Source organism: Bradyrhizobium sp. ORS 375 (assembly GCF_000239775.1).
Classification (GTDB): domain Bacteria; phylum Pseudomonadota; class Alphaproteobacteria; order Rhizobiales; family Xanthobacteraceae; genus Bradyrhizobium.
The window spans coordinates 1-23,827 of sequence record NZ_CAFI01000333.1 but is presented as its reverse complement, the minus strand read 5'-3'; the positions used below and the strand labels follow the sequence as shown (position 1 = coordinate 23,827).

At 66.2% G+C, this 23,827-nt stretch carries 22 protein-coding genes; 12 read left to right on the top strand and 10 right to left on the bottom strand.

Annotated elements, in window-relative coordinates:
- Positions 1 to 288 precede the first annotated feature (288 nt).
- A complete protein-coding gene (locus BRAO375_RS23790) occupies positions 289 to 984 on the bottom strand; it encodes a DUF1013 domain-containing protein (RefSeq protein ID WP_009030002.1) in 696 nt (231 codons plus the stop codon).
- A gap of 300 nt (positions 985 to 1,284) precedes the next feature.
- Between BRAO375_RS23790 and ispH the strand changes: the two genes are divergently transcribed.
- The 3 genes from ispH to rnhA all read left to right on the top strand — a co-directional run bounded on the left by ispH (position 1,285) and on the right by rnhA (position 3,843).
- A complete protein-coding gene (gene ispH / locus BRAO375_RS23785; RefSeq protein ID WP_035641886.1) occupies positions 1,285 to 2,253 on the top strand; it encodes a 4-hydroxy-3-methylbut-2-enyl diphosphate reductase in 969 nt (322 codons plus the stop codon).
- Positions 2,254 to 2,410: 157 nt separating this feature from the next.
- Positions 2,411 to 3,382 carry a homoserine kinase gene (locus tag BRAO375_RS23780; protein WP_009029999.1) on the top strand — a complete coding sequence of 324 codons (972 nt, stop codon included), beginning with the start codon at positions 2,411 to 2,413 and terminating at the stop codon, positions 3,380 to 3,382.
- Positions 3,373 to 3,843: a ribonuclease HI gene (gene rnhA / locus BRAO375_RS23775; protein WP_175345358.1), complete on the top strand. Its 471-nt coding sequence runs from the start codon at positions 3,373 to 3,375 to the stop codon at positions 3,841 to 3,843. Before BRAO375_RS23780 ends, rnhA begins: the two co-directional genes overlap by 10 nt.
- A gap of 129 nt (positions 3,844 to 3,972) precedes the next feature.
- Here the strand turns inward: rnhA and BRAO375_RS23770 are convergent, their stop codons facing one another.
- The 5 genes from BRAO375_RS23770 to BRAO375_RS23750 all read right to left on the bottom strand — a co-directional run bounded on the left by BRAO375_RS23770 (position 3,973) and on the right by BRAO375_RS23750 (position 11,014).
- Positions 3,973 to 4,458: a peroxiredoxin gene (locus BRAO375_RS23770; protein ID WP_035641883.1), complete on the bottom strand. Its 486-nt coding sequence runs from the start codon at positions 4,456 to 4,458 to the stop codon at positions 3,973 to 3,975.
- A gap of 141 nt (positions 4,459 to 4,599) precedes the next feature.
- Complete coding sequence (locus BRAO375_RS23765; RefSeq protein ID WP_009029996.1) at positions 4,600 to 6,291, bottom strand: long-chain fatty acid--CoA ligase; 1,692 nt, start codon at positions 6,289 to 6,291, stop codon at positions 4,600 to 4,602.
- 197 nt (positions 6,292 to 6,488) lie between these two features.
- The gene (locus BRAO375_RS23760; protein WP_009029995.1) at positions 6,489 to 7,907 is read right to left on the bottom strand and encodes a D-alanyl-D-alanine carboxypeptidase family protein; all 1,419 of its coding nucleotides are present in this window, start codon (positions 7,905 to 7,907) and stop codon (positions 6,489 to 6,491) included.
- Positions 7,908 to 8,080: 173 nt separating this feature from the next.
- A complete protein-coding gene (locus BRAO375_RS23755; RefSeq protein WP_009029994.1) occupies positions 8,081 to 9,868 on the bottom strand; it encodes a glucan ABC transporter ATP-binding protein/ permease in 1,788 nt (595 codons plus the stop codon).
- Between the two features lie 90 nt (positions 9,869 to 9,958).
- On the bottom strand, positions 9,959 to 11,014 hold the full coding sequence (locus tag BRAO375_RS23750) for an ABC transporter substrate-binding protein (protein WP_035641896.1): 1,056 nt from the start codon (positions 11,012 to 11,014) through the stop codon (positions 9,959 to 9,961).
- 273 nt (positions 11,015 to 11,287) lie between these two features.
- On the opposite strand from BRAO375_RS23750, the gene BRAO375_RS23745 reads away from it, so the two are divergent.
- The 5 genes from BRAO375_RS23745 to BRAO375_RS23725 all read left to right on the top strand — a co-directional run bounded on the left by BRAO375_RS23745 (position 11,288) and on the right by BRAO375_RS23725 (position 14,604).
- Positions 11,288 to 11,686 (top strand): hypothetical protein, encoded by a 399-nt coding sequence (locus BRAO375_RS23745; RefSeq protein WP_009029992.1) that lies wholly within the window; start codon positions 11,288 to 11,290, stop codon positions 11,684 to 11,686.
- A gap of 105 nt (positions 11,687 to 11,791) precedes the next feature.
- Complete coding sequence (hisE, locus tag BRAO375_RS23740; protein ID WP_009029991.1) at positions 11,792 to 12,193, top strand: phosphoribosyl-ATP diphosphatase; 402 nt, start codon at positions 11,792 to 11,794, stop codon at positions 12,191 to 12,193.
- Between the two features lie 75 nt (positions 12,194 to 12,268).
- Positions 12,269 to 12,850, top strand: coding sequence for a YqaA family protein (locus tag BRAO375_RS23735; protein ID WP_009029990.1), 582 nt, complete (start codon positions 12,269 to 12,271; stop codon positions 12,848 to 12,850).
- 1 nt (position 12,851) lies between these two features.
- A complete protein-coding gene (locus BRAO375_RS23730; protein ID WP_009029989.1) occupies positions 12,852 to 13,487 on the top strand; it encodes a hypothetical protein in 636 nt (211 codons plus the stop codon).
- A gap of 148 nt (positions 13,488 to 13,635) precedes the next feature.
- A complete protein-coding gene (locus tag BRAO375_RS23725; protein ID WP_009029988.1) occupies positions 13,636 to 14,604 on the top strand; it encodes an NAD(P)H-dependent flavin oxidoreductase in 969 nt (322 codons plus the stop codon).
- A gap of 293 nt (positions 14,605 to 14,897) precedes the next feature.
- Here BRAO375_RS23725 and BRAO375_RS23720 read toward each other — a convergent pair whose 3' ends face one another.
- From BRAO375_RS23720 to BRAO375_RS38680, 4 genes are all read right to left on the bottom strand, one after another.
- Complete coding sequence (locus BRAO375_RS23720; protein ID WP_244423259.1) at positions 14,898 to 16,469, bottom strand: ABC transporter substrate-binding protein; 1,572 nt, start codon at positions 16,467 to 16,469, stop codon at positions 14,898 to 14,900.
- Between the two features lie 216 nt (positions 16,470 to 16,685).
- Complete coding sequence (locus BRAO375_RS23715; protein WP_009029986.1) at positions 16,686 to 18,209, bottom strand: ABC transporter substrate-binding protein; 1,524 nt, start codon at positions 18,207 to 18,209, stop codon at positions 16,686 to 16,688.
- 139 nt (positions 18,210 to 18,348) lie between these two features.
- Positions 18,349 to 19,959 carry an ABC transporter substrate-binding protein gene (locus BRAO375_RS23710; protein WP_009029985.1) on the bottom strand — a complete coding sequence of 537 codons (1,611 nt, stop codon included), beginning with the start codon at positions 19,957 to 19,959 and terminating at the stop codon, positions 18,349 to 18,351.
- A 45-nt stretch (positions 19,960 to 20,004) separates the two neighbouring features.
- Entirely contained in the window at positions 20,005 to 20,646 is a 642-nt protein-coding gene (locus BRAO375_RS38680) for a hypothetical protein (RefSeq protein ID WP_244423257.1), read from the bottom strand.
- A 518-nt stretch (positions 20,647 to 21,164) separates the two neighbouring features.
- Between BRAO375_RS38680 and minC the strand changes: the two genes are divergently transcribed.
- The 4 genes from minC to BRAO375_RS23685 are packed head-to-tail and all read left to right on the top strand — an operon-like array spanning position 21,165 to position 23,763.
- Positions 21,165 to 21,860: a septum site-determining protein MinC gene (gene minC / locus BRAO375_RS23700; RefSeq protein WP_009029983.1), complete on the top strand. Its 696-nt coding sequence runs from the start codon at positions 21,165 to 21,167 to the stop codon at positions 21,858 to 21,860.
- Between the two features lie 20 nt (positions 21,861 to 21,880).
- On the top strand, positions 21,881 to 22,696 hold the full coding sequence (gene minD / locus BRAO375_RS23695) for a septum site-determining protein MinD (protein ID WP_035641881.1): 816 nt from the start codon (positions 21,881 to 21,883) through the stop codon (positions 22,694 to 22,696).
- On the top strand, positions 22,693 to 22,968 hold the full coding sequence (gene minE / locus BRAO375_RS23690) for a cell division topological specificity factor MinE (RefSeq protein WP_009029981.1): 276 nt from the start codon (positions 22,693 to 22,695) through the stop codon (positions 22,966 to 22,968). The genes minD and minE overlap by 4 nt, the downstream gene beginning before the upstream one ends.
- Positions 22,969 to 22,989: 21 nt before the next feature.
- Positions 22,990 to 23,763 carry a thioesterase family protein gene (locus BRAO375_RS23685; protein WP_175345357.1) on the top strand — a complete coding sequence of 258 codons (774 nt, stop codon included), beginning with the start codon at positions 22,990 to 22,992 and terminating at the stop codon, positions 23,761 to 23,763.
- The last annotated feature ends 64 nt before the right edge of the window (positions 23,764 to 23,827 follow it).

Sequence of the window (23,827 nt, the reverse complement as noted above, 5' to 3'; positions counted from 1 at the left end):
GAGGTTTTCGGCAGCCAAACTATCAGCTTGAGGTGAGCTCGCGCCTCCCCATCGCTGTCGTCCCGGCCTTGAGCCGGGACCCATACGCCGCAGCAGGAGTGAGGACAGATGCGCTGAGTCACAACCAGCCTGGGCCGTTTCGTCGCCCTGTGGTTATGGGTCCCGGATCTGCGCCCGCCGCCGCTACGCGTCGGCAGGCTTGTCCGGGACGACACCGAGCATTGTTTCGCGCACCGGTGCCAGGAGCGAGGTCGAGATGATATTGAGGCGCGTCGGACGCCCTCGCGTTTACTCCTCGTCCTCGTCGTGCTTCTTGCCGCCGATGGTCTTGAGCTTGGCGAACACGGCGTCGACGTTGAGGTCGTCCTCGTCGCGGCCGGCCGGCTCGTACTCGTCCTTGCGGGTGGTCTCGGAAGCCGGCAGCAGCGTAGCGCCGCTGTAGTTGGCGTCGAGCGGCTTCTCCTTGGCGGCGCGCTGCACCTCGAAATCGAGCTCGATCTGCGAGCACAGGCCAAGCGTCACCGGATCCATCGGCGTCAGGGTCTGCGCGTTCCAATGGGTGCGGTCGCGGACGCTGGCGATGGTGGTCTTGGTGGTGCCGACCAGACGCATGATCTGCGCGTCCTTCAGCTCGGGATGGTTCCGCACCAGCCAGAGGATGGCGCTCGGGCGCTCATGGCGGCGCGACACCGGGGTGTAGCGCGGCCCCTTGCGCTTCGGCTGCGGCGGCAGCACGACCTTGCTCTCCTGCAGGCGGAGCCGGTAATTCGGGTCGCGCTCGGCCTTCTCGATCTCCTCGCGGGTGAGCTGGCCGGTCGAGATCGGGTCCATGCCCTTGATGCCCTGGGCGGCGTCGCCGTCGGCGATGGCGCGCACCTCCAGCGGGTGCATCTTGGTAAAATCGGCGACCTGGTCGAAGGTCAGCGCGGTATTGTCGACCAGCCACACGGCAGTTGCCTTCGGCATCAGCGGGGCGTTGCTCATGGCAAATCTCCTTTGTGCTCCGCCCCGGCCCTGGGAGGCGAAACCTGCGGTCATCGGCGATGACGGGGAATTCGCCCTATATAAGCCGTCCCGGGGGCAGGGCGCAATGGCCTGACGAAAACGGCCTTGACAGGGCTCGAAAGCAGTCCCAAGTCCTATTCGAAAGCGTCCTACTCAAACGCAATCTAGCTCGAAGCCGTGCCGTCTCGACCGCCCCCGCTTGCCGGCCCGGGGTGCTCCGGTCGCCGCAACCAGCCCGCACAGATCAGGCCCTTAGATCAGCCCATGTCAGATCACCCGATGGCAGCCAAACCAGACCTCAAAATCGTGCTCTGCTCGCCGCGCGGCTTCTGCGCCGGCGTGGTCCGCGCCATCGATACCGTGGAACGGGCGCTCGCCATCTATGGCGCCCCGGTCTATGTCCGCCACGAGATCGTGCACAATAAATACGTCGTCGACAGCCTGAAGACCAAGGGCGCCATCTTCGTGGAGGAATTGGCCGAGATCCCCGACAGTACCAACGCACCGGTGGTGTTTTCCGCCCATGGTGTGCCGAAGTCGGTTCCCGCCGAGGCCCAGGCGCGCAATTTCTTCTCGCTGGACGCGACCTGCCCGCTGGTCACCAAGGTCCACCGCGAGGCGGCGATCCATTTCAAGCGTGGGCGCGAGATCCTGCTGATCGGCCATTCCCACCATCCGGAGGTGGTCGGCACCGTCGGCCAGCTGCCGCCCGGCGCCGTGACCCTGATCGAGACCGCCGAGGACGCGGCGACCTTCACCCCGAAGGACCCGAACAACCTCGCTTTCGTGACCCAGACTACGCTGTCGATCGACGATACCGCCGACATCGTGGCGGTGCTCAAGGGCCGCTTCCCGAATATCTCGGGCCCGCACAAGGAAGACATCTGCTACGCCACCACCAACCGCCAGCTGGCGGTGAAGAAGGTGGCGCCGGTGGTCGATGCGCTGATCGTGGTCGGCGCGCCGAATTCGTCGAATTCGCAGCGCCTGCGCGAGGTCGCCGAGCGCGAGGGCTGCCCGATCGCGGTGCTGGCGCAGCGGGCCTCGGACATCGACTGGAAGCGCTTTGAGGGCATCAAGAGCCTTGGCATCACCGCCGGCGCCTCGGCCCCCGAGGTGATTGTCGAGGAGATCATGGGCGCGTTCGCCGAGCGCTATGTGCTGCATGTCGAGACCGTCTCGGCGGCCGAGGAGAACGAGTTCTTCCCGCTGCCGCGCTCGTTGCGGCCGGAAGCGGCGGCCGAGTAAGACCTCCGCCCGCGATTGTTCTTTATCGGCCCGCGGTGGCGCATCGGTCTTGAACGATGCGCCGGCATGCGCGATGAAAGGTCCATTGATCCGCCCCGGTGACGAAGTTCGCGTCGGGGGAGGTGGGGCCGGCGAACTTCGAGAATCAGGACAGCGCATGGCGGTCTACACCGACGTCGCCGCCGACGAGCTTGCGGACTTTCTCAAGACCTACGACATCGGCGAGCTGCTCTCCTACAAGGGCATCGCCGAGGGCGTCGAAAACTCCAACTTCCTGCTCCACACCACCAAGGGCTCCTACATCCTCACGCTCTATGAGAAGCGCGTGGCGGTGGACGATCTGCCGTATTTTCTCGGCCTGATGGCGCATCTCGCCGAGCGCGGCGTCAGCTGCCCGCAACCGGCGCGCAACCGCGACGGCGCGGTCTATTCGAGCCTGTCGGGCCGCCCGGCCGCGATCATCAACTTCCTCGAAGGCATGTGGCCGCGCAAGCCGGCGGTCGTGCATTGCGCCGGGGTCGGAGAGGCGCTGGCGCGGATGCATCTCGCAGGGCGCGATTTCCCGCTGGTACGCAAGAACCCGCTGTCGGTCTCGGGCTGGCAGTCACTGTTCGCCCAGGCCGCCGATCGCGCCGACACCGTGCAGCCCGGGCTGTCCGCGCTGCTCTCGACCGAGCTCGATCTGCTCGCACGCACCTGGCCGACGCATCTGCCGGAGGGCGTCATCCACGCCGACCTGTTCCCGGACAACGTGTTCTTCCTCGGCGATCATTTGTCGGGGCTGATCGACTTTCCGTTCTCCTGCAATGACATCCTCGCCTATGACGTCGCGATCTGCCTGAACGCCTGGTGCTTCGAGGCCGATCATTCTCTCAACGTCACCAAGGCGCGCGCCTTCTTCAATGCCTATGGCCGGGCGCGACCGCTGTCGGAGGCCGAGCTCGAGGCGCTGCCATTGCTGGCGCGCGGCGCCGCGATCCGCTTCCTGCTGACGCGCCTGGTCGACTGGCTCAACGTGCCCGCCGGCGCGCTGGTGAAGCCGAAGGACCCGCTCGAATATGTCCGCAAGCTGCGCTTCCACCAGGCGGTGACCAGCGCGCGCGATTACGGCATCGGAGCATCGGCATGAGCGAGCTTCCGGTCGTCAGCATCTTCACGGATGGCGCCTGCTCGGGAAATCCCGGCCCGGGCGGCTGGGGCGCGATCCTGCGCTTCGGCGACAAGGAGAAGGAGCTGAAGGGCGGCGAGCCGCACACCACCAACAACCGCATGGAGCTGATGGCCGCGATCTCGGCGCTGGAGGCGCTGAAGAAGTCCTGTCAGGTCGAGCTCTACACCGACAGCCAATATGTCCGTCAGGGCATCACCGGCTGGATCCACGGCTGGAAGCGCAACGGCTGGAAGACCGCCGACAAGAAGCCGGTCAAGAACGCCGAGCTCTGGCAGCGCCTCGACACCGCGCTGAAGCCGCACAAGATCACCTGGCACTGGGTCAAGGGCCACGCCGGCCACCCGGAGAACGAGCGCGCCGACCAGCTGGCGCGCGATGGCGTGGCGATGGCGCGGATGCAGAAGAACGTGCGGGGCTGAGGTCTTCTTCTGTTGCGAGTGACCGCCGTCATTCCGGGGCGACGCGTCAGCGTCGAACCCGGAATCTCGAGGTTCCGGGTTCGCTTCGCGCCCCGGAACGACTGATCATCTACAGCAAAGCGCTCTAACTCACAGCTGCCCGAGCAGCGTGTCGCCGCCGGAGACCTCGACCTTGCCCGGCGCGGCTTCGAGGTTCAGCTTCGTCACCTTGCCGTCCTCGACCAGCATCGAGTAGCGCTTGGAGCGGATGCCGAGGCCGGCACCGGAGGCGTCGAGCTCCATGCCGATGGCCTTGGTGAACTCGGCATTGCCGTCGGCCAGGAACACGGCCTCGTCGCGCTGGTCGGTGTCGCGCTTCCAGGCGTTCATCACGAAGGCGTCGTTGACCGAGACGATCGCGATGCTGTCGACGCCCTTGTCCTTCATCGCATAGGCGTTGAGGAAGATGCTCGGCAGATGCATCTTGTGGCAGGTGCCGGTGTAGGCGCCGGGCACCGCGAACAGCGCGACCTTCTTGCCCTTGAAGATATCGTCGGTGGTTTTGACCTGCGGGCCTTCGCCGGTCATGACGCGGAACTGGGCCTGCGGCAGCTGATCGCCAACCTGAATGGTCATTCGAGTTACTCCTTCCCCTGGATGTGTCTTGCGAGCGTGTCTCGCGCGTGGCGCGCTACACTATGCGGCGGGCCGCAAACGGCAACGGCCCGCCGTGATCACGACTCCGTCATCGCACAACGGTGTTGCGCCGCCAACGGATCAAGCCGCGGCCGCCGGATTCTTCTTCTCGTCTCGCAGCTCACGACGCAGGATCTTGCCGACATTGGTCTTGGGCAGCTCGGTCCTGAACTCGATCTGCTTGGGCACCTTGTAGTTCGTCAGCTGCTCGTGGCAGTGCTTGATGATGTCCTCGGGCGTGAGGTTGGGATCCTTCTTCACGACGAACGCCTTGACCACCTCGCCGGTCTTCTCGTCCGGCAGCCCGATGACCGCGGTTTCGAGCACGCCCGGATGGGTCGCGATGACCTCCTCGACCTCGTTGGGATAGACGTTGAAGCCGGAGACCAGGATCATGTCCTTCTTGCGATCCACGATCTTGACCGAGCCGTCGGCGGCCATCACGCCGACGTCACCGGTGCGGAAGAAGCCGTCCGACGTCATCACCTTGGCGGTCTCGTCAGGCCTGTTCCAGTAGCCGGCCATCACCTGCGGGCCCTTGGCGCAGATCTCGCCGGGCTGGCCGAGCGGCACCTCGTTGCCGTCATCGTCGCGGATCGACAGCAAGGTCGAGGGCAGCGGCAGGCCGATCGTCCCGGTGAACTCGGTCGAGGTCGGCACGTTGCATGTCAGCACCGGCGCGGTCTCCGACAGGCCATAGCCTTCGGCGATGCTGCAGCCCGTCACCTGCTTCCACTGCTCGGCCACCGGACGCTGCACGGCCATGCCGCCGCCGTTGGAGACCTTCAGCTTGGAGAAGTCGATCTTCTTGAAGTCGGGGTGATGCAGCAGGCCGTTGTACAGCGTGTTGACGGCCGGGAACGTGTTCACCTGATACTTCATCAGCTCCTTGATGAAGCCCGCGATGTCGCGCGGATTGGGAATCAGCAGATTGGCGCCGCCGGCGCGCACCGCGAGCAGGAAGCAGCAGGTCAGCGCGAAGATGTGATAGAGCGGCAGCGCGCAGACGATCAGCAGCTGATCGACATGCGGCGGCTTGTCCATGACCGGCTGCAGCCAGGCATCGTTCTGCAGCACGTTGGCGACGACGTTGCGGTGGAGCAGCGTGGCGCCCTTGGAGACGCCGGTGGTGCCGCCGGTATATTGCAGGAAGGCGACGTCGTCGGGACCGATGACGGGCTTCTGGAAGCGCTTGCCGCGCCCGGCGGCGAGCGCGTCGTTGAACGGCACCGCGCCTGGCAGCGAGAACGCCGGCACCATCTTCTTCAGGCGGCGGACGACGAGATTGACGATCACCCCCTTGAAGCCGAGCAGGTCGCCCATGCTGGCGATGACGATGTGCTTGACCTGGGTGTGGCCGACCACCTGCTGCACGGTGTGGGCGAAATTCTCCAGCACGATGATCGCCTCGGCGCCGGAATCCTTGAGCTGGTGCTCGAGCTCGCGCGGCGTGTACAGCGGATTGACGTTGACCACCGCGTAGCCGGCGCGCAGCACGGCCGAGATCGCGATCGGATATTGCAGCACGTTCGGCATCATCAGCGCGACGCGCGCGCCCTTCGCCAGCCCCAGGCCCTGCAGATAGGCGCCCATCGCGACCGACATCTCGTCGAGCTCGCGGTAGCTGATCGCCTTGTCCATGCAGATGAAGGCGCGACGGTCGGCGAATTTCTTGAAGCTCTCCTCCAGCAGATCGACCAGCGACGGGTATTGGCTGGGATCGATATCGGCGGGAACGCCGGCCGGATAGTGCTTGAGCCAGATGCGCTCCATGAACCTTCCTCTCCTGATCGTCTCTTATGGTGATCGTCTTTTATGGTCGCTTGATGGGTCTGCGGCGCCGGTCGGTTCCGGGCGGCATTCGGCGGCCAAAATCTCACCTCCGGCCGGGCAAGGCAAGCGGCCGGGGCGTAGACGAAAGAGGAAGGTGAACACGGGGGACGCCCCCGTGCCGCAGACGCGGCGCGAGATCAGCCGTTCTTCGGTGCCGGCTTGCCGTCCGCCTTAGGCTTGGCGGCCGCCTTGGGCTTGCCGGGCTTCGCCGCGCTGTCCGATGCCGGTTTTTCCGCTGATTTTGCCGCGGAGTCGGGCTTGGCGGCGACGTGCCGCGCAGCGGCGGGCTTGGCATCGGCTGCTTTGGGGTCAGGCTTGGTGGCCGGCTTGGCCTCGCCATCGCTCTTGGCCGCCGTCCGGGTCGCCGGCTCGACGTCCTTCTTGGCGGCTGCATGCGCCTTCTTGCCGCGGTGCTTCGGCGGGGTCTGGGCATCGGCGTCAGCGGCCACGGCGGCGATCAGGGCCGCACCGGTGCGCGTCGGGCCGGTATAGACCACCACGGGCTCGGACGGCGCGGGCGCTGCCGCCAGGATTTCCGATGGCTTCAACGCCGGGGTCTGCAGCCCGGCGAGCAGCGTGCCGCCGGTCGTCGTCTCGCCCTCGGTGCTGGCCTCTTCGCCGTCGTCATCGCTGGCGGGCCGGTGCCGCCGGCCGTTGCACATGTCGTCGCGCAGGTTCGGCGGGGTGGCATCGACCGGCACGAGCTGCTCGACATTGCCGAGCGGCGCCTTCAGCCAGCTGAGCTGATTGCCGTTGAAGCCGCGGTCGAGCATCTGGATCGCGCGCACGGCGCGCGCCTGGCCCGAGGAGGCGCCGAGCACGACCGCGATCAGGCGCTTGCCGTTGCGGGTCGCCGACGCCACCAGATTGTAGCCGGAGGCGCAGATGAAGCCGGTCTTGAAGCCGTCGGCGCCGGGATAGCGTCCGATCAGCCGGTTGAAGTTCTGCACCACGCGGCGCCCGTAGCGGATCGAGGGGATGTGGACGAAGTACTCGTATTCCGGCAGGTCGCGGATGATGGCGCGCGCGAGGATCGCGAGATCGCGCGCCGAGGTGATCTGGCCGTCGGCCGGCAGGCCGTTCGGATTGACGTAGCTCGTCTGGGTCATGCCGAGCCGCTGCGCGGTCTCGTTCATCATGATCGAGAAGCCGTCGATCGAGCCGCCGATGCCTTCCGCCAGCACCACCGCCATGTCGTTCGCCGACTTCACCAGCATCATCTTCAGCGCGTTGTCGACGGTGATCTGCGTGCCCGGCCGGTAGCCCATCTTCGACGGCGACTGCGACGCCGCCGTGGGCGACACCGTCAGCAGCGTGTCGAGCGAGGCCTTGCCGTCCTTCACCGCCTTCAGCGTGACGTAGGCGGTCATCAGCTTGGTGACGGAGGCGGGGTACCACGGATAGGTCGCGTTCTGCGCCTCCAGCACCTTGCCGGAGTCGGCCTCGACGAGCAGCAGCGCCTCGGCATTGGCCAGGCGCGGCGCGAGCACGAGCGCGGCAGCAACAGCGATGATCTTCAGCGGGGAATAGCGGAACAACAGGCGAAGCGTCTGCACTGGTCTGGTCCGGTCCTTTGAGAACCCGCCTCGCGAGCGAGATGGGCAAACGGGCTTTCGGGTTTCAAGCGTGTCCGGCGCCGCGTCGGTTGCGGCAGGTCGCGAACCTATACCGGCTCGATGCTGGTTAACAGAGCCCAGCCATTCAATTCCACGATGAAAGCGTCCCGCCATCAGGCCTTGACGGAGTCGTCGGCCTCGTTTGCACCGAGCGCCGCGCGTGCGGTCTCTTGCACCATGAATTGGGCTTTCGCGAGTTCCGCGAAATGACCGCCTTTCGCCACGAGTTCATCGAACGTTCCGCTTTCGATCACGCGTCCGTTCTCGAACACCAGGATTCGGGTCGCGTTGCGGATGGTCGAGAGCCGGTGCGCGATCACGAAGGTCGTTCGGCCCTTCATCACCTCATCGAGCGCAGCGTTGAGCTTGGCCTCGGTGACGGCATCGAGCGCCGACGTCGCCTCGTCGAGAATCAGGATCGGCGGATCCTTCAGCAGCGCACGCGCGATCGACAGCCGCTGGCGCTCGCCGCCCGAGAGCATCCGGCCGCGCTCGCCGGCATTGGTGTCGAAACCCTGATCGGCGCGGTCGATGAACTCCAGCGCCTGGGCGCGGCTGGCTGCGGTGCGCAGCTCCTCGTCGGTGGCGTCGGGCTTGCCGACCAGCAGGTTCTCGCGGATCGAGCGGTTGAACAGCAGCGCCTCCTGGAACACCACGCCGATGTTCCGGCGCAGCGCCGCCAGCTTCAATCCGCGCACGTCCATGCCGTCGATCTTGATGAAGCCGGACTGCGGATCGAAGGCGCGATGCAAGAGCGCGATCGCCGTCGACTTGCCGGCGCCAGTCGGGCCGACCAGCGCGATGGTCTGGCCGGGCAGCGCGGTGAAGGTGAGGTCCTCGACCGCCGGACGCTTGCCGTCATAGGAGAACGAGACGTCATTGAGCTCGACGAGGCCGGACAGACGGGCGACATCGATCGCGTCGGGACGGTCGCGCACCGCGGGCACGGCATCGAGCACGGTGAAGAACTCGGCGAGCCGCGGCGCCTCCATGAACACGTTGTTGATGAAGGACACGACCTGCTCGAGCTTCTGGATCAGCATGGTCGCGAACGACACAAACATCACGATCTCGCCGACCGAGGTCAGCCCGGCCTGATGCAGCGCAATGCCGAGCGTGAAGATCGCGAGCACGGTGATGGTGGTCGAGGCGCGCGTGATCACCGTCACCAGCGCCCACCAGCCGAGCACCGGCATCTGCACCGACAGCAATTGTCCGGCGACGTGGCGCAGGCCCTGCACCTCGGCATCGATGCGGACGAAGCTCTGCACCAGCGCGACATTGCCGAGCGCGTCGGAGGCGCGTGCGGAGAGATTGCTGTAATGCTCCTCGACCTCGCTCTGCATGCCGTAGGTCTTGCGCACGACCAGCGTGGTCAGCACCGTAAAGACGACGCAGAGCACGAACAGCAGGATCGCGAGCCGCCAGTTGAGATACAGCGACAGCGGCAGCAGCACGACCACCGACATGATCGCGGCGAAATGCTCGCGGAAGAACGACAGCCACAGATGCCACAGCGCATCGGTGCCGTTGATCATCACCTTCATCAGCCGTCCCGAATGCGTGCCGGAGTGGAACGTCAGCGGCAGCTGCAGGATGTGCTCGAAATAGCTGGTGAGCACCGCATGGCGCTGGCGATGGGCCAGCCGGTCGGCCTGCAGCGCGACCCAGGCGCTGGCTGCGATCGTAAACAGGCCGAACGCGGCCCAGGCCCCGAGCAGCGGCCAGGCCGTCGCGGTCGATGCGTTGCTGGACAGCGAATCGACAATGCGTCCGAACAGCACCGGCTCGGCGAACTGCGCCACCGCCAGCGCGAGGTTGGCGATCGCCACGATCCAGCCGAGCCGCGCCTCCTTTCCCAGCAGTTGGAGCACGCGGATGTAGACACGGAGCAGGGACATGGGCGAGGCGCTTTTTGATCAGGCGGAGGCGGAATCGCGCCGGAGGGCGCGTCCGCATGTTAGCAAGGGATGGGCGACCGCGGCGAGCGCTCAATTCACCAGGCGGCTGTCGGCAGGCGGCAGGAAGCCGTTGTCGAAGATGTCGGCGGGATGCGGACGCTTGTGGACGAATTTGCGGTCCTCGGCGATCTGGTCGAGCGCGCGCTCGAACCGGGCGGGATCGATGCCGCCGATGCCATCGCGGCGCACGTCCGATGTCAGCACGTTGTCGGCCAGGACCGTCTGCAGCCGCTCCAGCTCGAGCTCGCGTGAGCCGTCCTCCATCCGGCTCACCACGTCGGCAATCGCGCCCTGAGGGTCCTTGATCGCGAGCTGGAGGCCGGACGTCAGCGCCCGCAGGACAGCTTTCACCGCGGCCGGCTGCCTGGCGGCGAAGCCGGGACTGACGATCACCGCGTGGCCATAGGCCTCGCAGCCATAGTCGGCGAAGCGCAGCACGGCGAGATCGGCGGCGGGCACGCCGCGGTCGCGCAGATTGATCGCCGAGAGGTAGGAGAAGCCGCTGACCGCGTCGACCTGGCCCGCCGACAGGATCGGCTCGCGCACGGCGGCGCCGACGCGCGACAGCTTGATGGTCTCGGGCTTCAGATGATTCTGCTTCACGACCGCCGGCCACAGCCGGATCGACAGATCGCCCTCGGCCACGCCCAGCGTCTTGCCCTCGATGTCGGCGAGGGCGTTGATGCCGCGGCTCTTGCGGGCGATGATCGCGTAGGGCGCGCGGTTGAACAGCACGAACACGGCCTTGACGCCCTGGCTGCCCGCACCGTCGCGATAGCGGATCAGCTCGTTGATGTCGGCGAGCGCCATGTCCGCCTCGCCCGACGCCACGCGCGCGATCGCATCCGGCGAGCCCTTGGCGTTCGTGAGCGTGACCGTCACGCCCTCGGCGCCGAACAGCCCGCGGCTGCTCGCGAGCACCACCGGCGCCATGCTGCCGTCGAGCGGGCGGTCCAGCGCGAACATGACGGCGACGGGACGTTTCGGCTCGTCGGCTGCAGCGCGCGGCTGCGACAGCCAGGCAGGCACGACGAAGGCCGCGACGAGCGCAAGGGCGAGCATGGTGACGGGTCGTCGCATACGCATCAGGTCACGCCGGTATTCGCAGGCCACACCGGTCGGTCACGCCGGTATCCTAATCAGTTCATCCGCGCCTCCGCACGCGCGTCACACGCTTCGATATGTCAAACTCGTGACAAACGCCCGGGCCGGCGGCGCCCGATCATGGCTGAACGAACCTGAACGGTCCATGAGCAAGGCCTGCGGCGATTTGCGGCTTCGACTCCTGGTTTCCAGAGGGGAACTGTCACCCCAGTTGAGGCGTTGGGTTCGCGAAATTTAATCGTACGGAGGTTCCCCATGATCGCACAGCGCGGAAATGTTTCACGCGCCGGCCGTGCTACTGTCCTGGCGACGGTGGCCGCGGTGACATTGACGGCCGTTCAGCCCACCCTCGCTTTCGCCGGATCGGCGCCGGCCGAGAAGGGCGTTGTCGCCAAGACGGTCAATGACGGCGGGCTGACCGATGTCAGCGCCCGCCGTCGTCACTATCGCGGCAATGGCGGCGCGGCTGCAGCCGCGGCCTTCGCCGGCATCGTCGGCACCGGCCTCGCCATCGCCGCGGCCCAGAATCGTCGTTCGTATTACGAGGATCACTACTACTACGGCCGGCCGGCCTATTACGGCGGCTACGGCCCGGGATATCACTATTATGGCGGCGGCCCGTATTACGGCGGCGGCTACTACAATCCCTGGTGATCATCGATGAGTGAGAAAGATCCGCCGGCCTCAGCGCCGGCGGATTTTTTCATGTCTGCGGCAGACGTTAACACCGCTGCCATTGATTTTAACTATTGTGTGCCGATGACTGATTCGATCGAGCGGCTCTATCGCGCAATCCTGGCGGCGAAGGACCAGGATCCCTCGCGCTCGCGCACGGCCAAGCTGCTGCAGCAGGGCACTGGCAAGATGGCCAAGAAGCTCGCCGAGGAAGCCATCGAGGTCGCGATCGACGCGGTGGGCGGTAACGCTGAGGCGGTGGTGCGCGAGAGCGCCGACCTGTTCTACAATCTGGCGGTGCTGTGGGCCGAGCTCGGCATTCAGCCGGAGGACGTCTGGCGCGAGATGGAACGGCGCGAGCTGCTCCTGGGCATTGCGGAGAAGCTGCCGAAATCGGCCTTGAAGATTGCCAAGGTCGCGCCGGGGCGGGTGGCGGAGCGACCGATCGTCGCGGCCGAGGAGAGGACGATCCGCAAGCGGCACTAGTGCCACGGGTCTCCATGTCGGCCTTGCGCATATGAGCCATGGACAAACGCGGCCCGGTTTGCTTCATCGCCAGCCATGCTCAGACGGATCTATGACTGGTGTATCGACGCCGCCCACAAGCCGCATGCCCTCTGGATCATGGCAGCGATCGCCTTCGCTGAAAGCTCGTTCTTTCCGGTGCCGCCGGATGTGATGCTGATCCCGATGTCGCTGGCGAAGCCGCAGCGGGCCTGGCTGTTCGCCGGCGTCTGCACCGCGGCCTCGGTCGCCGGCGGCGTGGTCGGCTATGCCATCGGTGCGCTGCTGTATGACTCGCTCGGCCAGTGGCTGATCCATCTCTATGGCCTGGGAGACAAGGTCGAGGCCTTCCGCGCCTCCTATGCGGAGTGGGGCGCGATCATCATCCTGCTGAAGGGGCTGACCCCGATCCCCTACAAGCTCGTGACGATCACCTCGGGCTTCGCGGGCTACAATCTCTTCCTGTTCATCGTCTGCTCGATCGTGGCGCGCGGCGGCCGCTTCTTCATCGCCGCGATCGTGCTGAATCGGTACGGCGAATGGATCCGGGTGCACATCGAAAAGCATCTCGGCCTGTGGGTGGCGCTCGGCGCGGCCGTGCTGGTGGCCGGCTTCGTCGTCGCGCTGAAGCTGATCTGATATGTCGGCGTTGCGCCAACGGCTGATCGCAGCCCCGGCGCTGCTCGCCATGGCGCTTTTGGCCGTGGGGCTGCCGACGCCATCATCGGCGCAGTCGGCGCCGGCCGCCGGCTTGCGCGAGGCGCCCCCACAGCCGCCGCCCGCGCCTGCTGCACCCGCGTCGCCGCCGTCCAATCCGGGGCTGGTGGAGGAGCTCGGCAAGCTGTTCGAGAAGATGTCGATCATCCCGCTGAAGCGTCCGGCCGAAGCCAGTGGCGAGCCGGCCGCCGGCGTCCCCGGGGACGCCGCGGGCCCGGCTCCCGCCGAGCAGCCGCCCCGCCAGCCCGCCCCTCCAGCCGGGAGCGGCGGCGCTGCGCAGGGCGGTGCCCTGAAAGAGACTGGCGACGCGCTCTCGCGGCTCACCAAGCCCTCCAGCATGGCGACGGGCCGCGTGGTCTGCCCGATCGCCGCCAACGGCACGCCGGATTGCAAGCTCGGGGCTGACAAATTGTGTCAGGGCAAGGGCTACAAGGAAGGCAAGAGCCTCAACACCGATTCGGCCGAGACCTGCTCGGCCCGGGTGCTGATTCCCGGCCGCCAACGCAAGCCGGGCGACTGCCGCACCGACACCTTCGTGACATCAGCGTTGTGCCAATAGGGACCGGCCGCTCCCGCCAGCGCCTCAACGCAAGACCCTCCACGGGCTTTTCCGGTCCCTCTGCGAGCGAATTGCCATGACGGCATGATGTCGGGCATGCTTGCGCGCAACGAGCATCACCGCATTTCACCAAGAGGAATTCCTGTCCATGTCCATGCCCGCCTTGTTCAAGGGGCGCCTGTCGATCCCGGTGATCGGCTCGCCGCTGTTCATCATCTCCGTGCCCGATCTGGTGATCGCACAGTGCAAGGCCGGCGTGGTGGGTTCGTTTCCGGCGCTCAACGCGCGGCCGGCCGCGCTGCTCGATGAATGGCTGGCGCGCATCACGGAAGAACTCGCCGCCTACGATCGCGCGCACCCCGAGCGTCCGTCGGCGCCGTTCGCGGTCAACCAGATCGTGCATCGCTCCAACAACCGGCTCGAGCAGGATCTGGCGCTGTGCGAGAAGTACAAGGTGCCGATGATGATCACCTCGCTCGGCGCGCGCGAGGAGCTGAACCAGGCGGCGCATCGCTGGGGCGGCATCGTCTTCCACGACGTCATCAATCAGTTCTTCGCCCACAAGGCGATCGAGAAGGGCGCTGACGGCCTGATCCTGGTCGCGGCCGGCGCCGGCGGCCATGCCGGCACGATCTCGCCATTCGCCTTCGTGTCGGAGACGCGCAGCTGGTTCGACGGCCCGATCGCGCTGTCGGGCGCGATCGCCAACGGCCGCGCCATCCGCGCCGCGCGCGTGCTCGGCGCCGACTTCGCCTATATCGGCTCGGCCTTCATCGCCACCAAGGAGGCGAATGCCGTCGAGGCCTACAAGGACATGATCACCAAGTCGGGCGCCGACGACATCGTCTATTCCAACCTGTTCACCGGCGTGCACGGCAACTACCTGAAACCGTCGATCGTCAACGCCGGCCTCGACCCCGACAACCTGCCGACCTCCGACCCGTCGAAGATGAGCTTCGGCACCGATGCCTCGGGCGAGCGTGCCAAGCCGAAGGCGTGGAAGGAGATCTGGGGCTCCGGCCAGGGCATCGGCGCCATCAAGGATGTCGTGCCGGCCGCCGAGCTGATCGCCCGCTTCAAGAAGGAATACGACGAGGCGATCGACCCGCCGCTGTGAGATGGCGCAGGCGCCGCCTGGCAAGACCGTGCCTCACTCTCGATGTCATTCCGGGGCGACGCGCGCCAGCGCGGCGAGCCCGGAATCCATCGGGCTTCGTGATCCGGCGTGAGATGGATTCTGGGTTCGTGCTGCGCACGCCTCGGAATGACAGCTGACAATACCGCGCTCATCTCGGTTCGCCTTGGGCGTGAGGCAGGCTCGGGCGCGAGGCAAGGGAGACCGTCAAACGAAAGACGCGGCAGCCGGGGGCTGCCGCGTCGTTTTTGTGAACCTGAGTTCGAGGGCTCGAACTACTCCAGCTCGATCGCCTGGAACTTGCCGCGCTCGTCGAGCGCCGTGCCCCAGATCTTGTGCGACGCCTGGTGCTCGGCGCGGCCGAAGCCGAGCTTGGCGCCAAGGCCGAGATCGACGCTCTGCATGTTCTCCAGCGTGTCGATCAGAGCCTCAGTGTCGAGCTGCGGACCGACCTTGCGCAGGGCCTGGATCAGCACGTTGGCGGCGACGTAACCCTCGAACGAGACGTAGGACGGCGCCTCACCCGGGAAGTACTTCTCCAGCGCGCCCTTGTACTCGAGCACGGCGCTGGAATAGCCGCCGACGGCCGGCACCACCTGGGTGACGATCACGCCGCTGGCATAGCGCGGGCCGAGCAGCATGAGCTCGTCGGACAGCTCGGTCGATCCCACGAACGAGACGTTGGTGTAGATCATGCTGGGGTACAGATCGCGCGTCTTCTCGATGAACTTCGCGGCCGCCCGATAGGTCGCCACCATGACGATGGCCTTGGGCGGGTTCTTCATCGCGCGCAGCTGGTTGACCGCCTCGTCGACGTCGACCGTGTTGCGCTTGTAGTTGAAGCGCACGATCGAGGTATCGGCCAGGCCGAGCGAGCGGAACGCCTTCGCGACACCGGAGAAGCCGGCATCACCATAGGCGTCCTGCTGCGCGAACACGGCGATGTCGCGCGGCTGCAGACGGCGCAGCTTCACCAGATAGCGCACGACGGTGTCGGTCTCTTCCGCGTAGCTCGCGCGATAGTTGAAGACATAGCGATCCGGCGGATCGTTGCGCAGGATGTTGGCGCCGGTGAACGCGCCGTAGAACAGCGTGCGGCGCTGCAGGGCGTAGGGCATGGCGACCGCCGAGGTCGGCGTGCCGACATTGCCGATGAAGCCGAACACCTTGTCCTTTTCATAGAGCTGCTTCATCGCATCCAGCGTGCGCGACGGCTCGTAACCGTCGTCCGCCGAATAGAGTCGCAGCGACCGGCCGGCGATGCCGCCGGAGTCGTTGGCGCGATTGAAGGCGGCCTCGATGCCCAGCTTCATCTGCCGGCCCAGCTCCTTCGACGCGCCCGAGAACGGCGCGGCGATGCCAAAGCGGATTTCGTTGGCGCTGACGCCCTGGACGTTGCTCGCCGAGGGCGGCGGCAGCGTCGCCGTCGGCGCCGTGGCGGCAACCGCCGCCGACGGGGCGATCACCCCGGCGAGGCTGGTGGCGGTCTGGCTCGGCGCGGTCTGGCCCAGCGATCGCTCCAGCTCTGCGAGCTGGCGACCTGCGGTGTTGCAGTCGGTCTGAGCTGCGCCCACGCGGTTGCGTCCGTCGGCGACGTAGCCGTTGAACACGCGCGTCAGCTCGTCGCGATCCGAGCCGCCGGTGGAAGCCTCCCGGATCACCTCGCGAAACTTGTCGACAATGGCCTGGACGCGGCCCTGGTCGATCGCCTGACAGGCGGATGCTGCTCCCACGATCGGCCCGACCCGGCTCGCAAGATTACGCACCACATCCGCATTGGTGCCCGCCGCGCTGGCGGGCGTTGCGAGCAATGCCGCAACCAAGAACACGCTAGAACGAAAGCTCATTGCCACTATCCCACTATGGACCCCATCCAGGTCTTCCGCCTGGTGATTTGACGCTCTGTGTCTGCGACGGATTAGACTTACGACCGCCATCATGCACAGACCAGCTTTTCCTAAGAGCATGACCATTTCGGTAACCAGGCACGCCTTTCTCCGATCATGCTTTAGAAGCGGCTAATACGTCGCCTACAACCAGTTCTTTTCCCCTCAATCTTTAGTCTATTCCAGTTCGATCGCCTGATACGTGCCGTTCTCGTCGAGCGCGGTGCCCCAGATCTTGTGCGAGGCCTGATGCTCCGCGCGTCCAAAAGCAAGTGGAGTCCCGAGGCCGAGATCGAGGCTGCGCATCGATTCCAGCGTGTCGACCAGCCGTTCGGTGTCGAGCGGGTTGGTCTGCTTCAGCGCCTGCACCAGGATCGTCGCCGCGATGTAGCCTTCCAGAGACGTGTAGTCCGGCGCCTCGCCGGGCGCGAATTTCGCCAGCGCATTCTTGTAGTCGAGCACGAGACTCGAATAGCCGGAAACGGCCGGAACGCCCTGCGTCACGATGACGCCGTTGGTGAAGCGCGGACCAAGCAGCTTCAGCTCGGTCGCGAGTGAGGTCGAGCCGACGGCGGAAACGTTGGCGTAGATCAGGCCGGGCACGGCATCGCGAGTCTTCTCGATCAACTTGGCGGCGGCACGATCGGTCGCCACCATGATGATGGCCTTCAATCCCGGCTTGTGCGCCTTGATCTGATTGACGGCCTCCTCGACGTCCATGGTCGCGCGCGGATAGCTGAAGCGCGTGACGGGATCGGCGATGTTGAGCTGCCGATAGGCCTTGGCGACCCCTGCAAAGCCGTCGTCGCCGAACGCGTCCTGCTGGGTGAAGACGGCGATCTGCTTCGGCGGGATGCGCTTCATCTTCACCAGGTAGCGCACGATCGCAGCCGTCTCCTCGGCGTAGCTCGCGCGATAATTGAAAACGTATCGATCGGGCGGGTCGCGTCTCACCACGGCCGCACCCGTGTTCGGTGCGAAGTAGAGCGCCCGCCGTTCAAGCGCGTAGGGGATCGCGACCTCGGAGTTCGCGGTGCCGACATTGCCGATGAAGCCGAACACCTGCTCCTTGTCATAGAGCTGCGACATCGCCCCCAGCGTGCGGTTCGGATCGTAGCCGTCATCGGCCGCGACGAGGCGCAGCGTGCGGCCGTTGATGCCGCCGGCTTCGTTGGCCCGCGCGAACGCGATCTCGATGCCCTGCCGCATCTGCCGCCCGGTCTCCTTGCGGATCCCGGAGAACGGCAGGACCATGCCGAACCGGATCTCGCGATCGGTGACGCCGCGGACCGGACCGGAGGTGACGGCGCCGGTTGTCGCCTCGGCCCGCGACGTCGGGCCCGCGGCGGCCGGCTGGCTGAGCGAGCGCTCGAGCTCCGCGAGTTGCTGCTCCGCGGCTGCACAATTTCCCTGCGACGACCCCGTGCGACTACGGCCCTCGGCGATGTAGCCGTTGAACGTGCGCGTCAGCTGATCGCGCTCGCCGTCATTGTTGGAGGACTGACGAATGGCCTCGCGGAATTTGTCGACGATGGTCTGAACGCGCCCTTGCGCGATGCCCGGGCAGGCCGATGCCTGTCCCACGATCGGACCAACCCGACCGGCGAGATCCCTGACGGCGTCGGTTGCCGCCGCAAAAGCGGGGCTGATGGACGCGGAAACCAGGCTTCCGATGATCAACGCGGACCAATGAACTGCCATCGTACTATCTATCCGTCTGCTCTACGAGCTGCTGCTAATCCTCACCGCTCTGCTATTCGTGGCATTTCGAATTAATGTCGGGTTTCTCTGTCGCTGTTTTATCGTGGTCGTCGGGGGCTGGTTTTGGGCCAGCGGTATTCTAGTCAAGCTCGATCGGTTGATAGTTGCCGGTTTGGTCCAGCGCCGTGCCCCAGATCTTGTGCGAGGCCTGGTGCTCCGAGCGGCCGAAGCCGAGCTGGACGCCGAGGCCGAGATCGAGGTTGCGCAGGGTCTCGAGCGTCTCCACCAGCTGCTCGGTGTCGAAGCTGCGGCCGGCGCGCTTCAAGCCCTCGATCAGCACGCTGGCCGAGATGTAGCCCTCCAGCGACATGTAGTCGGGAGCCTCGCCGGGGAAGTATTTCGCCAGTGCATTCTTGTAGTCCAGCACCAGGCTGGAGTAGCCGGAGACCCCCGGCACCGTCTGGGTGACGATGACGTTGTCGGTGTAGCGCGGGCCGAGCAGCGTGAGCTCGCTGGCGAGCGCCGAGCCGTCCACCGCCGAGATGTTGGCGAACACCGCGCCCGGAAAGACGTCGTGGGCCTTCTCGATGAACTTGGCGGCGGCGCGGGTGGTGGCCAGCATGATCACGGCGCGGACCGGCGTCTTCAACAGCCTGAGCTGGCTGATGGCGTCGTCGACCTCGACGCTGTTGCGCGGATAGTTGACCCGCACGATCGTGTTCTCGTTGGCGCCGATAGTGCGGAAGGCCTTGGCAACGCCGGCGAAGCCCGCGTCGCCAAACGCGTCGTTCTGCGCGAACACGACGATCTGGCGCGGCTGCAGCTTGCGGACCTTCACGAGATAACGGACCAGCGCATCGGTCTCCTCGGCATAGCTCGGCCGGTAGTTGAAGACATAGCGATCCGGCGGATCGTGCCGCACGACGTTGGCGCCGGTGTAGGGCGCGAAGAACAGCGCGCGGCGCTCGAGCGCATAGGGTATCGCGACGGCCGCAGTGGCGGAGCCGAAATTGCAGAGGAAGCCGAGGACCTGATCCTTCTCGTACAGCTGCTTCATCGCATCGAGCGTGCGCGACGGATCGTAGCCGTCGTCAGCGGTGACGAGCTTCAGCACACGGCCATTGACGCCGCCGGCCTCGTTGACGCGGTTGAAGGCGGCCTCGACCCCGATCTTCAGCTGCCGCCCGCTCTCCTTCACCGGGCCGCCATAGGGGATGACCATGCCGAACTTGATGTCGCTCTGGGTGACGCCGCGCGTCTCGACCGCGGGCGGCAGGATCTGCGCCGGCATTGTCGCCGCGACGGCGCTCGACGGCGCGAGCGTCACGGCGGGCAGGTTGGGTCGGGTCGGGGCCGGTGCCGCGATCGACTGTTCGAGATCGGCGAGCTGGCGGTCGGCGCTGCGGCAGTCCATCCGGCCTGATGTGACCAGGCTTCGGCCCTCAGCCACGTAGCGATCGAGCAGGCGGGTCAATTCGTCGCGGTCGGCCTCGCTGGCGGCGGCCTCGCGGATGACGAGCTGAAACTTCTCGATGATCGCCTGAATGCGCGGCCGGGCGATGTCGCGGCAGGCGAGCGCCGAGCCAACGATCGGTCCGACGCGGCTGCCGAGCTGGCGCGCCACGCTCACATTTTCGCCGGACGCGGCGAAGGCTCCGCTGGTCACGATGCTCCCGAGCAGGACGACTGCGATACGGGCGTGAGCTAACGGACCGCGTGCTGCCGCTTTCTGCGGTAGGACGTCGATCATGATCGCCTTGAGAGAGATGTTGGCTGTCGGCTCAGTCGAAGCGGATTAGCGAACCCGCTCCATCTGACCCGTCTTCTGATTCCACTGCATGAACTGCTGCAGCATCGGCTTTTCGGGAGTGTCGGTATCAGCTGCAGGCGTGGGCGCCGGGGCGTCCGCGAGCAGCGACTTGAACTGCGACAAAGCGGGAGCCTGCGGCTCGGCGCGCTCCGGCAGCGAGCTGGTCTGGTCGGCCTTGGCGTCCTGGGCATCGGCCGCGACCGGCGGCAGCGTCTTCATTGACTGCACGGCGGCGACGAAGGACGAGCTCGCATCGGGCTGGCGCCACACCGGAACGATGTTGACGAAGAACAGCGCGACGACGGCGGCGACGCCGGTGGCCGCCGCGAAGCGGCCGGCGATCTTGAACACGACCGAGCGGCGGTCGCGGTCGCGCTCGAATCCGGGCGGCTCGCCCATGACCTGAGGGTTCAGCGACTGACGAAGGGATTCGAACACGGCGGTCTCCAGGCGAGCATCGAGCGGTCCTTGCTGTCCCGAAGCGGGACGCTCGGCCGCCTCCGCTGCCTTGGTGGTGTCACCGACGAGAGATAGACGCGCGGCTTCCGGACGTTCACGCAACCACCGCGGTGCATAGTGCAGCGGGTCCTGCGGGTTCATCGGATTCTGTTCACTCAACGAACTCATACGCTACTCCTCTGACGCTCGATTCCGGTCAACTGTTCGCTTCTGTCACGGTCGTATGAGAGCAAGTTTCAAACGAAGGACGGGAGCGGTTCTGCCACTTCAGTTCACACGGAATCATCTGCAGAATCAGACGTTTCGCGCGGATCGAGGATCGCACGTCGAAGGTCCCTTCCTGCCGGACGCCCTGGCACGTTGACCGTGCCTTTGACGCCACCTTTGAAGCCATGCCCCGCCCCCTGACGAGTGTCAATTGTTCGGAACCGCCTAAAGCCGTCGGTTCCGGATTATATGTACGTTAAAGTTATCATCATGATGTGATCGAAATGAGGCATAAAGAGTCTTGACGCAGATGCTCAGGATTTGCGTCTCATTCGTGCCCAATTTGCGCCTTGATTCGATCATCATCGAACTATGTCGGGCGCGCCGCTGTCGATTTTCGAGCGGCTTAGCGTCGATTTAACCATCCGTTAACCATCTGGCGCCGACAGTTAACCAATCACTAAGAAGGGTTGGGTCGGATGGTCATGAGTGCCAGCGCTGAAACGGTGCGTCCTGTTATTCGTCTGCGCGGGCGCTCCTACGTCGCCTTCGTGTTTACGCCGGTCGTGCCGATCGCCGACTGGCTCGGCGAGCTCGATGCGACGCTCGCAGGCTCGCCCGGCTTCTTCGTCGGCAAGCCGATCGTGCTCGACCTCTCCGCCGTCGATCTCAGCCCGCTCGCGATCACGCACCTCATCAAGAGCATCGAGTCGCGCAACATCCGCGTGCTCGGCCTTGAAGGCGTCGAGCAGGGCCGGCTGTCGCTCGGCATGCCGCCCTTGTTGTCCGGCGGCCGTCACTGCGCCGTGCAGGAGATCGAGCCGGAGAAGCCACAGCTGCAGCAGCCGACCTCGCTCTTGCTTGACCAGCCCGTGCGCTCCGGCCAGTCGATCGTGTTTCCCGACGGCGACGTCACCGTGCTCGGCGCGGTGTCCTCGGGCGCCGAGATCGTCGCCGGCGGCTCGATCCATGTCTACGGCGCGCTGCGCGGCCGCGCGATGGCCGGCATCAACGGCAATTCGGCGGCGCGCATCTACTGCCAGAAGATCGAGGCCGAGCTGGTCGCGATCGACGGCTACTACCAGACCGCCGAGCAGATCGACGCCGGCCTGCGCGGCAAGGCCGCGCAGGCGCGGCTCGAAGGCCATTCCATGAAGATCGTAGCTTTGAGCTGAGTAGCAGGAGGATTCCCAAGATGACCAAAGTACTTGTTGTGACGTCGGGCAAGGGTGGCGTCGGCAAGACCACCACGACGGCGGCGATGGGCGCGGCGCTGGCGCAGGCCGGCGAGAAGGTCGTGGTGGTCGATTTCGACGTCGGCCTGCGCAATCTCGATCTCGTGCTCGGCGCCGAGCGCCGCGTCGTGTTCGATCTCATCAACGTCGTGCACGGCGTCGCCAAGCTGCCGCAGGCCCTGATCCGCGACAAGCGGCTGGAGAATCTGTGGCTGCTGCCGGCCTCGCAGACCAAGGACAAGGACGCGCTCACCGAGGACGGCGTCGGCCGCGTCATCCACGAATTGCGCAAGACGTTCGACTGGGTGATCTGCGACAGCCCCGCCGGCATCGAGCGCGGCGCGATGCTCGCGATGCGCTACGCCGACGAGGCGATCATCGTCACCAATCCGGAAGTGTCCTCGGTGCGCGATTCCGACCGCATCATCGGCATGCTCGATTCCAAGACCGAGCGCGCGGAGAACGGCGAGCGCGTCGCGAAGCACATCCTCATCACCCGCTACGATGCCGGCCGCGCCGCGCGCGGCGAGATGCTGTCGATCGAGGACGTGCTGGAGATCCTGGCGACGCCGCTGCTCGGCATCGTGCCGGAGAGCCAGGACGTGCTGCGCGCCTCCAATGTCGGCTGCCCGGTCACGCTCAACAGCCCGGCCAGCGCGCCGGCGCGCGCCTATCACGACGCGATGCGCCGCCTGCTCGGCGAGGAGGTCGAGATGCAGATCCCGACCGAGCGCAAGGGCCTGATGAACCTGCTGCTCGGACGGAGGGCTGCATGAGCGTATTGCGGCTCTTTACCGGACGCGCAGCCTCTGCGCCGGTCGCGCGGGAGCGGCTGCAGATCCTGCTCGCGCATGAGCGCAGCCTGCGCGGCCAGCCCGATCTCCTGATGCAGCTGCGCGAGGAAATCCTCGCCGTGGTTTCGCGCCATGTGCTACTCGATCCGGACAAGGTCATCGTCCGCATGGACCGGGGGAAGCATGTCTCGACGCTCGAGGTCGACATCGAACTGCCCAACGGCGCCGATCGCGCCTTCGCCAGCGCGGGCTGACGCGTGGGAAAGACTGCGCTGATGCGGCCGATCTTCCGCGTCACGGACGCCAGCGTCGTCGTCAGTCCCGATGCCGCGGGCCCCTGGGACCCGACGATGCAGCACGGCTCGGCGCCATCGGCGCTTGTCGTGTGGGCGGCCGAGCGCATCGCGACCAAGTCGCCGATGCGCATCGCCCGCGTCACCATCGATCTGATGCGCCCTGTGCCGCTCGCCGAGCTCACGGTCGAGACCGAGGTGCTGCGCGAAGGCCGCAAGATCCAGCTCTGCGCCGTGCGCCTGCGCGCCGGCGACACCGTGGTGGTCACGGCGACGGTGCTCAAGATCCGCCAGGATGCGGTGCCGCTGCCGGAAGATGTCCGCGAGCTGCCGGTCGATCTCGTCGGCCCCGACGACGCGCAGCCGGAGCCGGCGGACTTCTCCACCAGCCCGTTCGTCCGCGGCATGACCCTGCGCGCCGCGCGCGGCCGCTTCGGCGTCCGGGGGCCCGGTGCGATCTGGTATCGCGTCGACTGGCCACTGGTCGAGGGCCACGCAGTGTCGCAAGCGATGCGCGCGGTGGTCGCCAGCGACTTCTGCAACGGCACGTCGGCCGCGCTCGACTTCCACAGCTACACGTTCCTCAACGCCGACCTCACCGTCAACATGGCCCGCGAGCCGGTCGGCGACTGGATTCTGCTCGATGCCGAAAGCTGGATCGGCCCCGATGGGGCAGGGCTCGCGATGGCCCGGCTGGGCGACGCCAAGGGCTATTTCGGCCGCGTGGTGCAGAGCCTGGTGATCGAGAAGCGGTGAGGGGGAGTGCACCCGATCGCGTCTCGATCGTGATCTAGCGGCACTGTGTCCCTGCAGACGGTGC

Coding starts and splice junctions, on each gene's coding strand:
- BRAO375_RS23790 (WP_009030002.1), bottom strand. CDS start 984: ATGAGCAACGCCCCGCTGATGCCGAAGGCAACTGCCGTGTGGCTGGTC.
- ispH (WP_035641886.1), top strand. CDS start 1,285: ATGGCAGCCAAACCAGACCTCAAAATCGTGCTCTGCTCGCCGCGCGGC.
- BRAO375_RS23780 (WP_009029999.1), top strand. CDS start 2,411: ATGGCGGTCTACACCGACGTCGCCGCCGACGAGCTTGCGGACTTTCTC.
- BRAO375_RS23770 (WP_035641883.1), bottom strand. CDS start 4,458: ATGACCATTCAGGTTGGCGATCAGCTGCCGCAGGCCCAGTTCCGCGTC.
- BRAO375_RS23765 (WP_009029996.1), bottom strand. CDS start 6,291: ATGGAGCGCATCTGGCTCAAGCACTATCCGGCCGGCGTTCCCGCCGAT.
- BRAO375_RS23755 (WP_009029994.1), bottom strand. CDS start 9,868: ATGTCCCTGCTCCGTGTCTACATCCGCGTGCTCCAACTGCTGGGAAAG.
- BRAO375_RS23750 (WP_035641896.1), bottom strand. CDS start 11,014: ATGCGTATGCGACGACCCGTCACCATGCTCGCCCTTGCGCTCGTCGCG.
- BRAO375_RS23745 (WP_009029992.1), top strand. CDS start 11,288: ATGATCGCACAGCGCGGAAATGTTTCACGCGCCGGCCGTGCTACTGTC.
- hisE (WP_009029991.1), top strand. CDS start 11,792: ATGACTGATTCGATCGAGCGGCTCTATCGCGCAATCCTGGCGGCGAAG.
- BRAO375_RS23735 (WP_009029990.1), top strand. CDS start 12,269: ATGCTCAGACGGATCTATGACTGGTGTATCGACGCCGCCCACAAGCCG.
- BRAO375_RS23730 (WP_009029989.1), top strand. CDS start 12,852: ATGTCGGCGTTGCGCCAACGGCTGATCGCAGCCCCGGCGCTGCTCGCC.
- BRAO375_RS23725 (WP_009029988.1), top strand. CDS start 13,636: ATGTCCATGCCCGCCTTGTTCAAGGGGCGCCTGTCGATCCCGGTGATC.
- BRAO375_RS23720 (WP_244423259.1), bottom strand. CDS start 16,469: ATGAGCTTTCGTTCTAGCGTGTTCTTGGTTGCGGCATTGCTCGCAACG.
- BRAO375_RS23715 (WP_009029986.1), bottom strand. CDS start 18,209: ATGGCAGTTCATTGGTCCGCGTTGATCATCGGAAGCCTGGTTTCCGCG.
- BRAO375_RS23710 (WP_009029985.1), bottom strand. CDS start 19,959: ATGATCGACGTCCTACCGCAGAAAGCGGCAGCACGCGGTCCGTTAGCT.
- BRAO375_RS38680 (WP_244423257.1), bottom strand. CDS start 20,646: ATGAGTTCGTTGAGTGAACAGAATCCGATGAACCCGCAGGACCCGCTG.
- minC (WP_009029983.1), top strand. CDS start 21,165: ATGGTCATGAGTGCCAGCGCTGAAACGGTGCGTCCTGTTATTCGTCTG.
- minD (WP_035641881.1), top strand. CDS start 21,881: ATGACCAAAGTACTTGTTGTGACGTCGGGCAAGGGTGGCGTCGGCAAG.
- minE (WP_009029981.1), top strand. CDS start 22,693: ATGAGCGTATTGCGGCTCTTTACCGGACGCGCAGCCTCTGCGCCGGTC.
- BRAO375_RS23685 (WP_175345357.1), top strand. CDS start 22,990: ATGCGGCCGATCTTCCGCGTCACGGACGCCAGCGTCGTCGTCAGTCCC.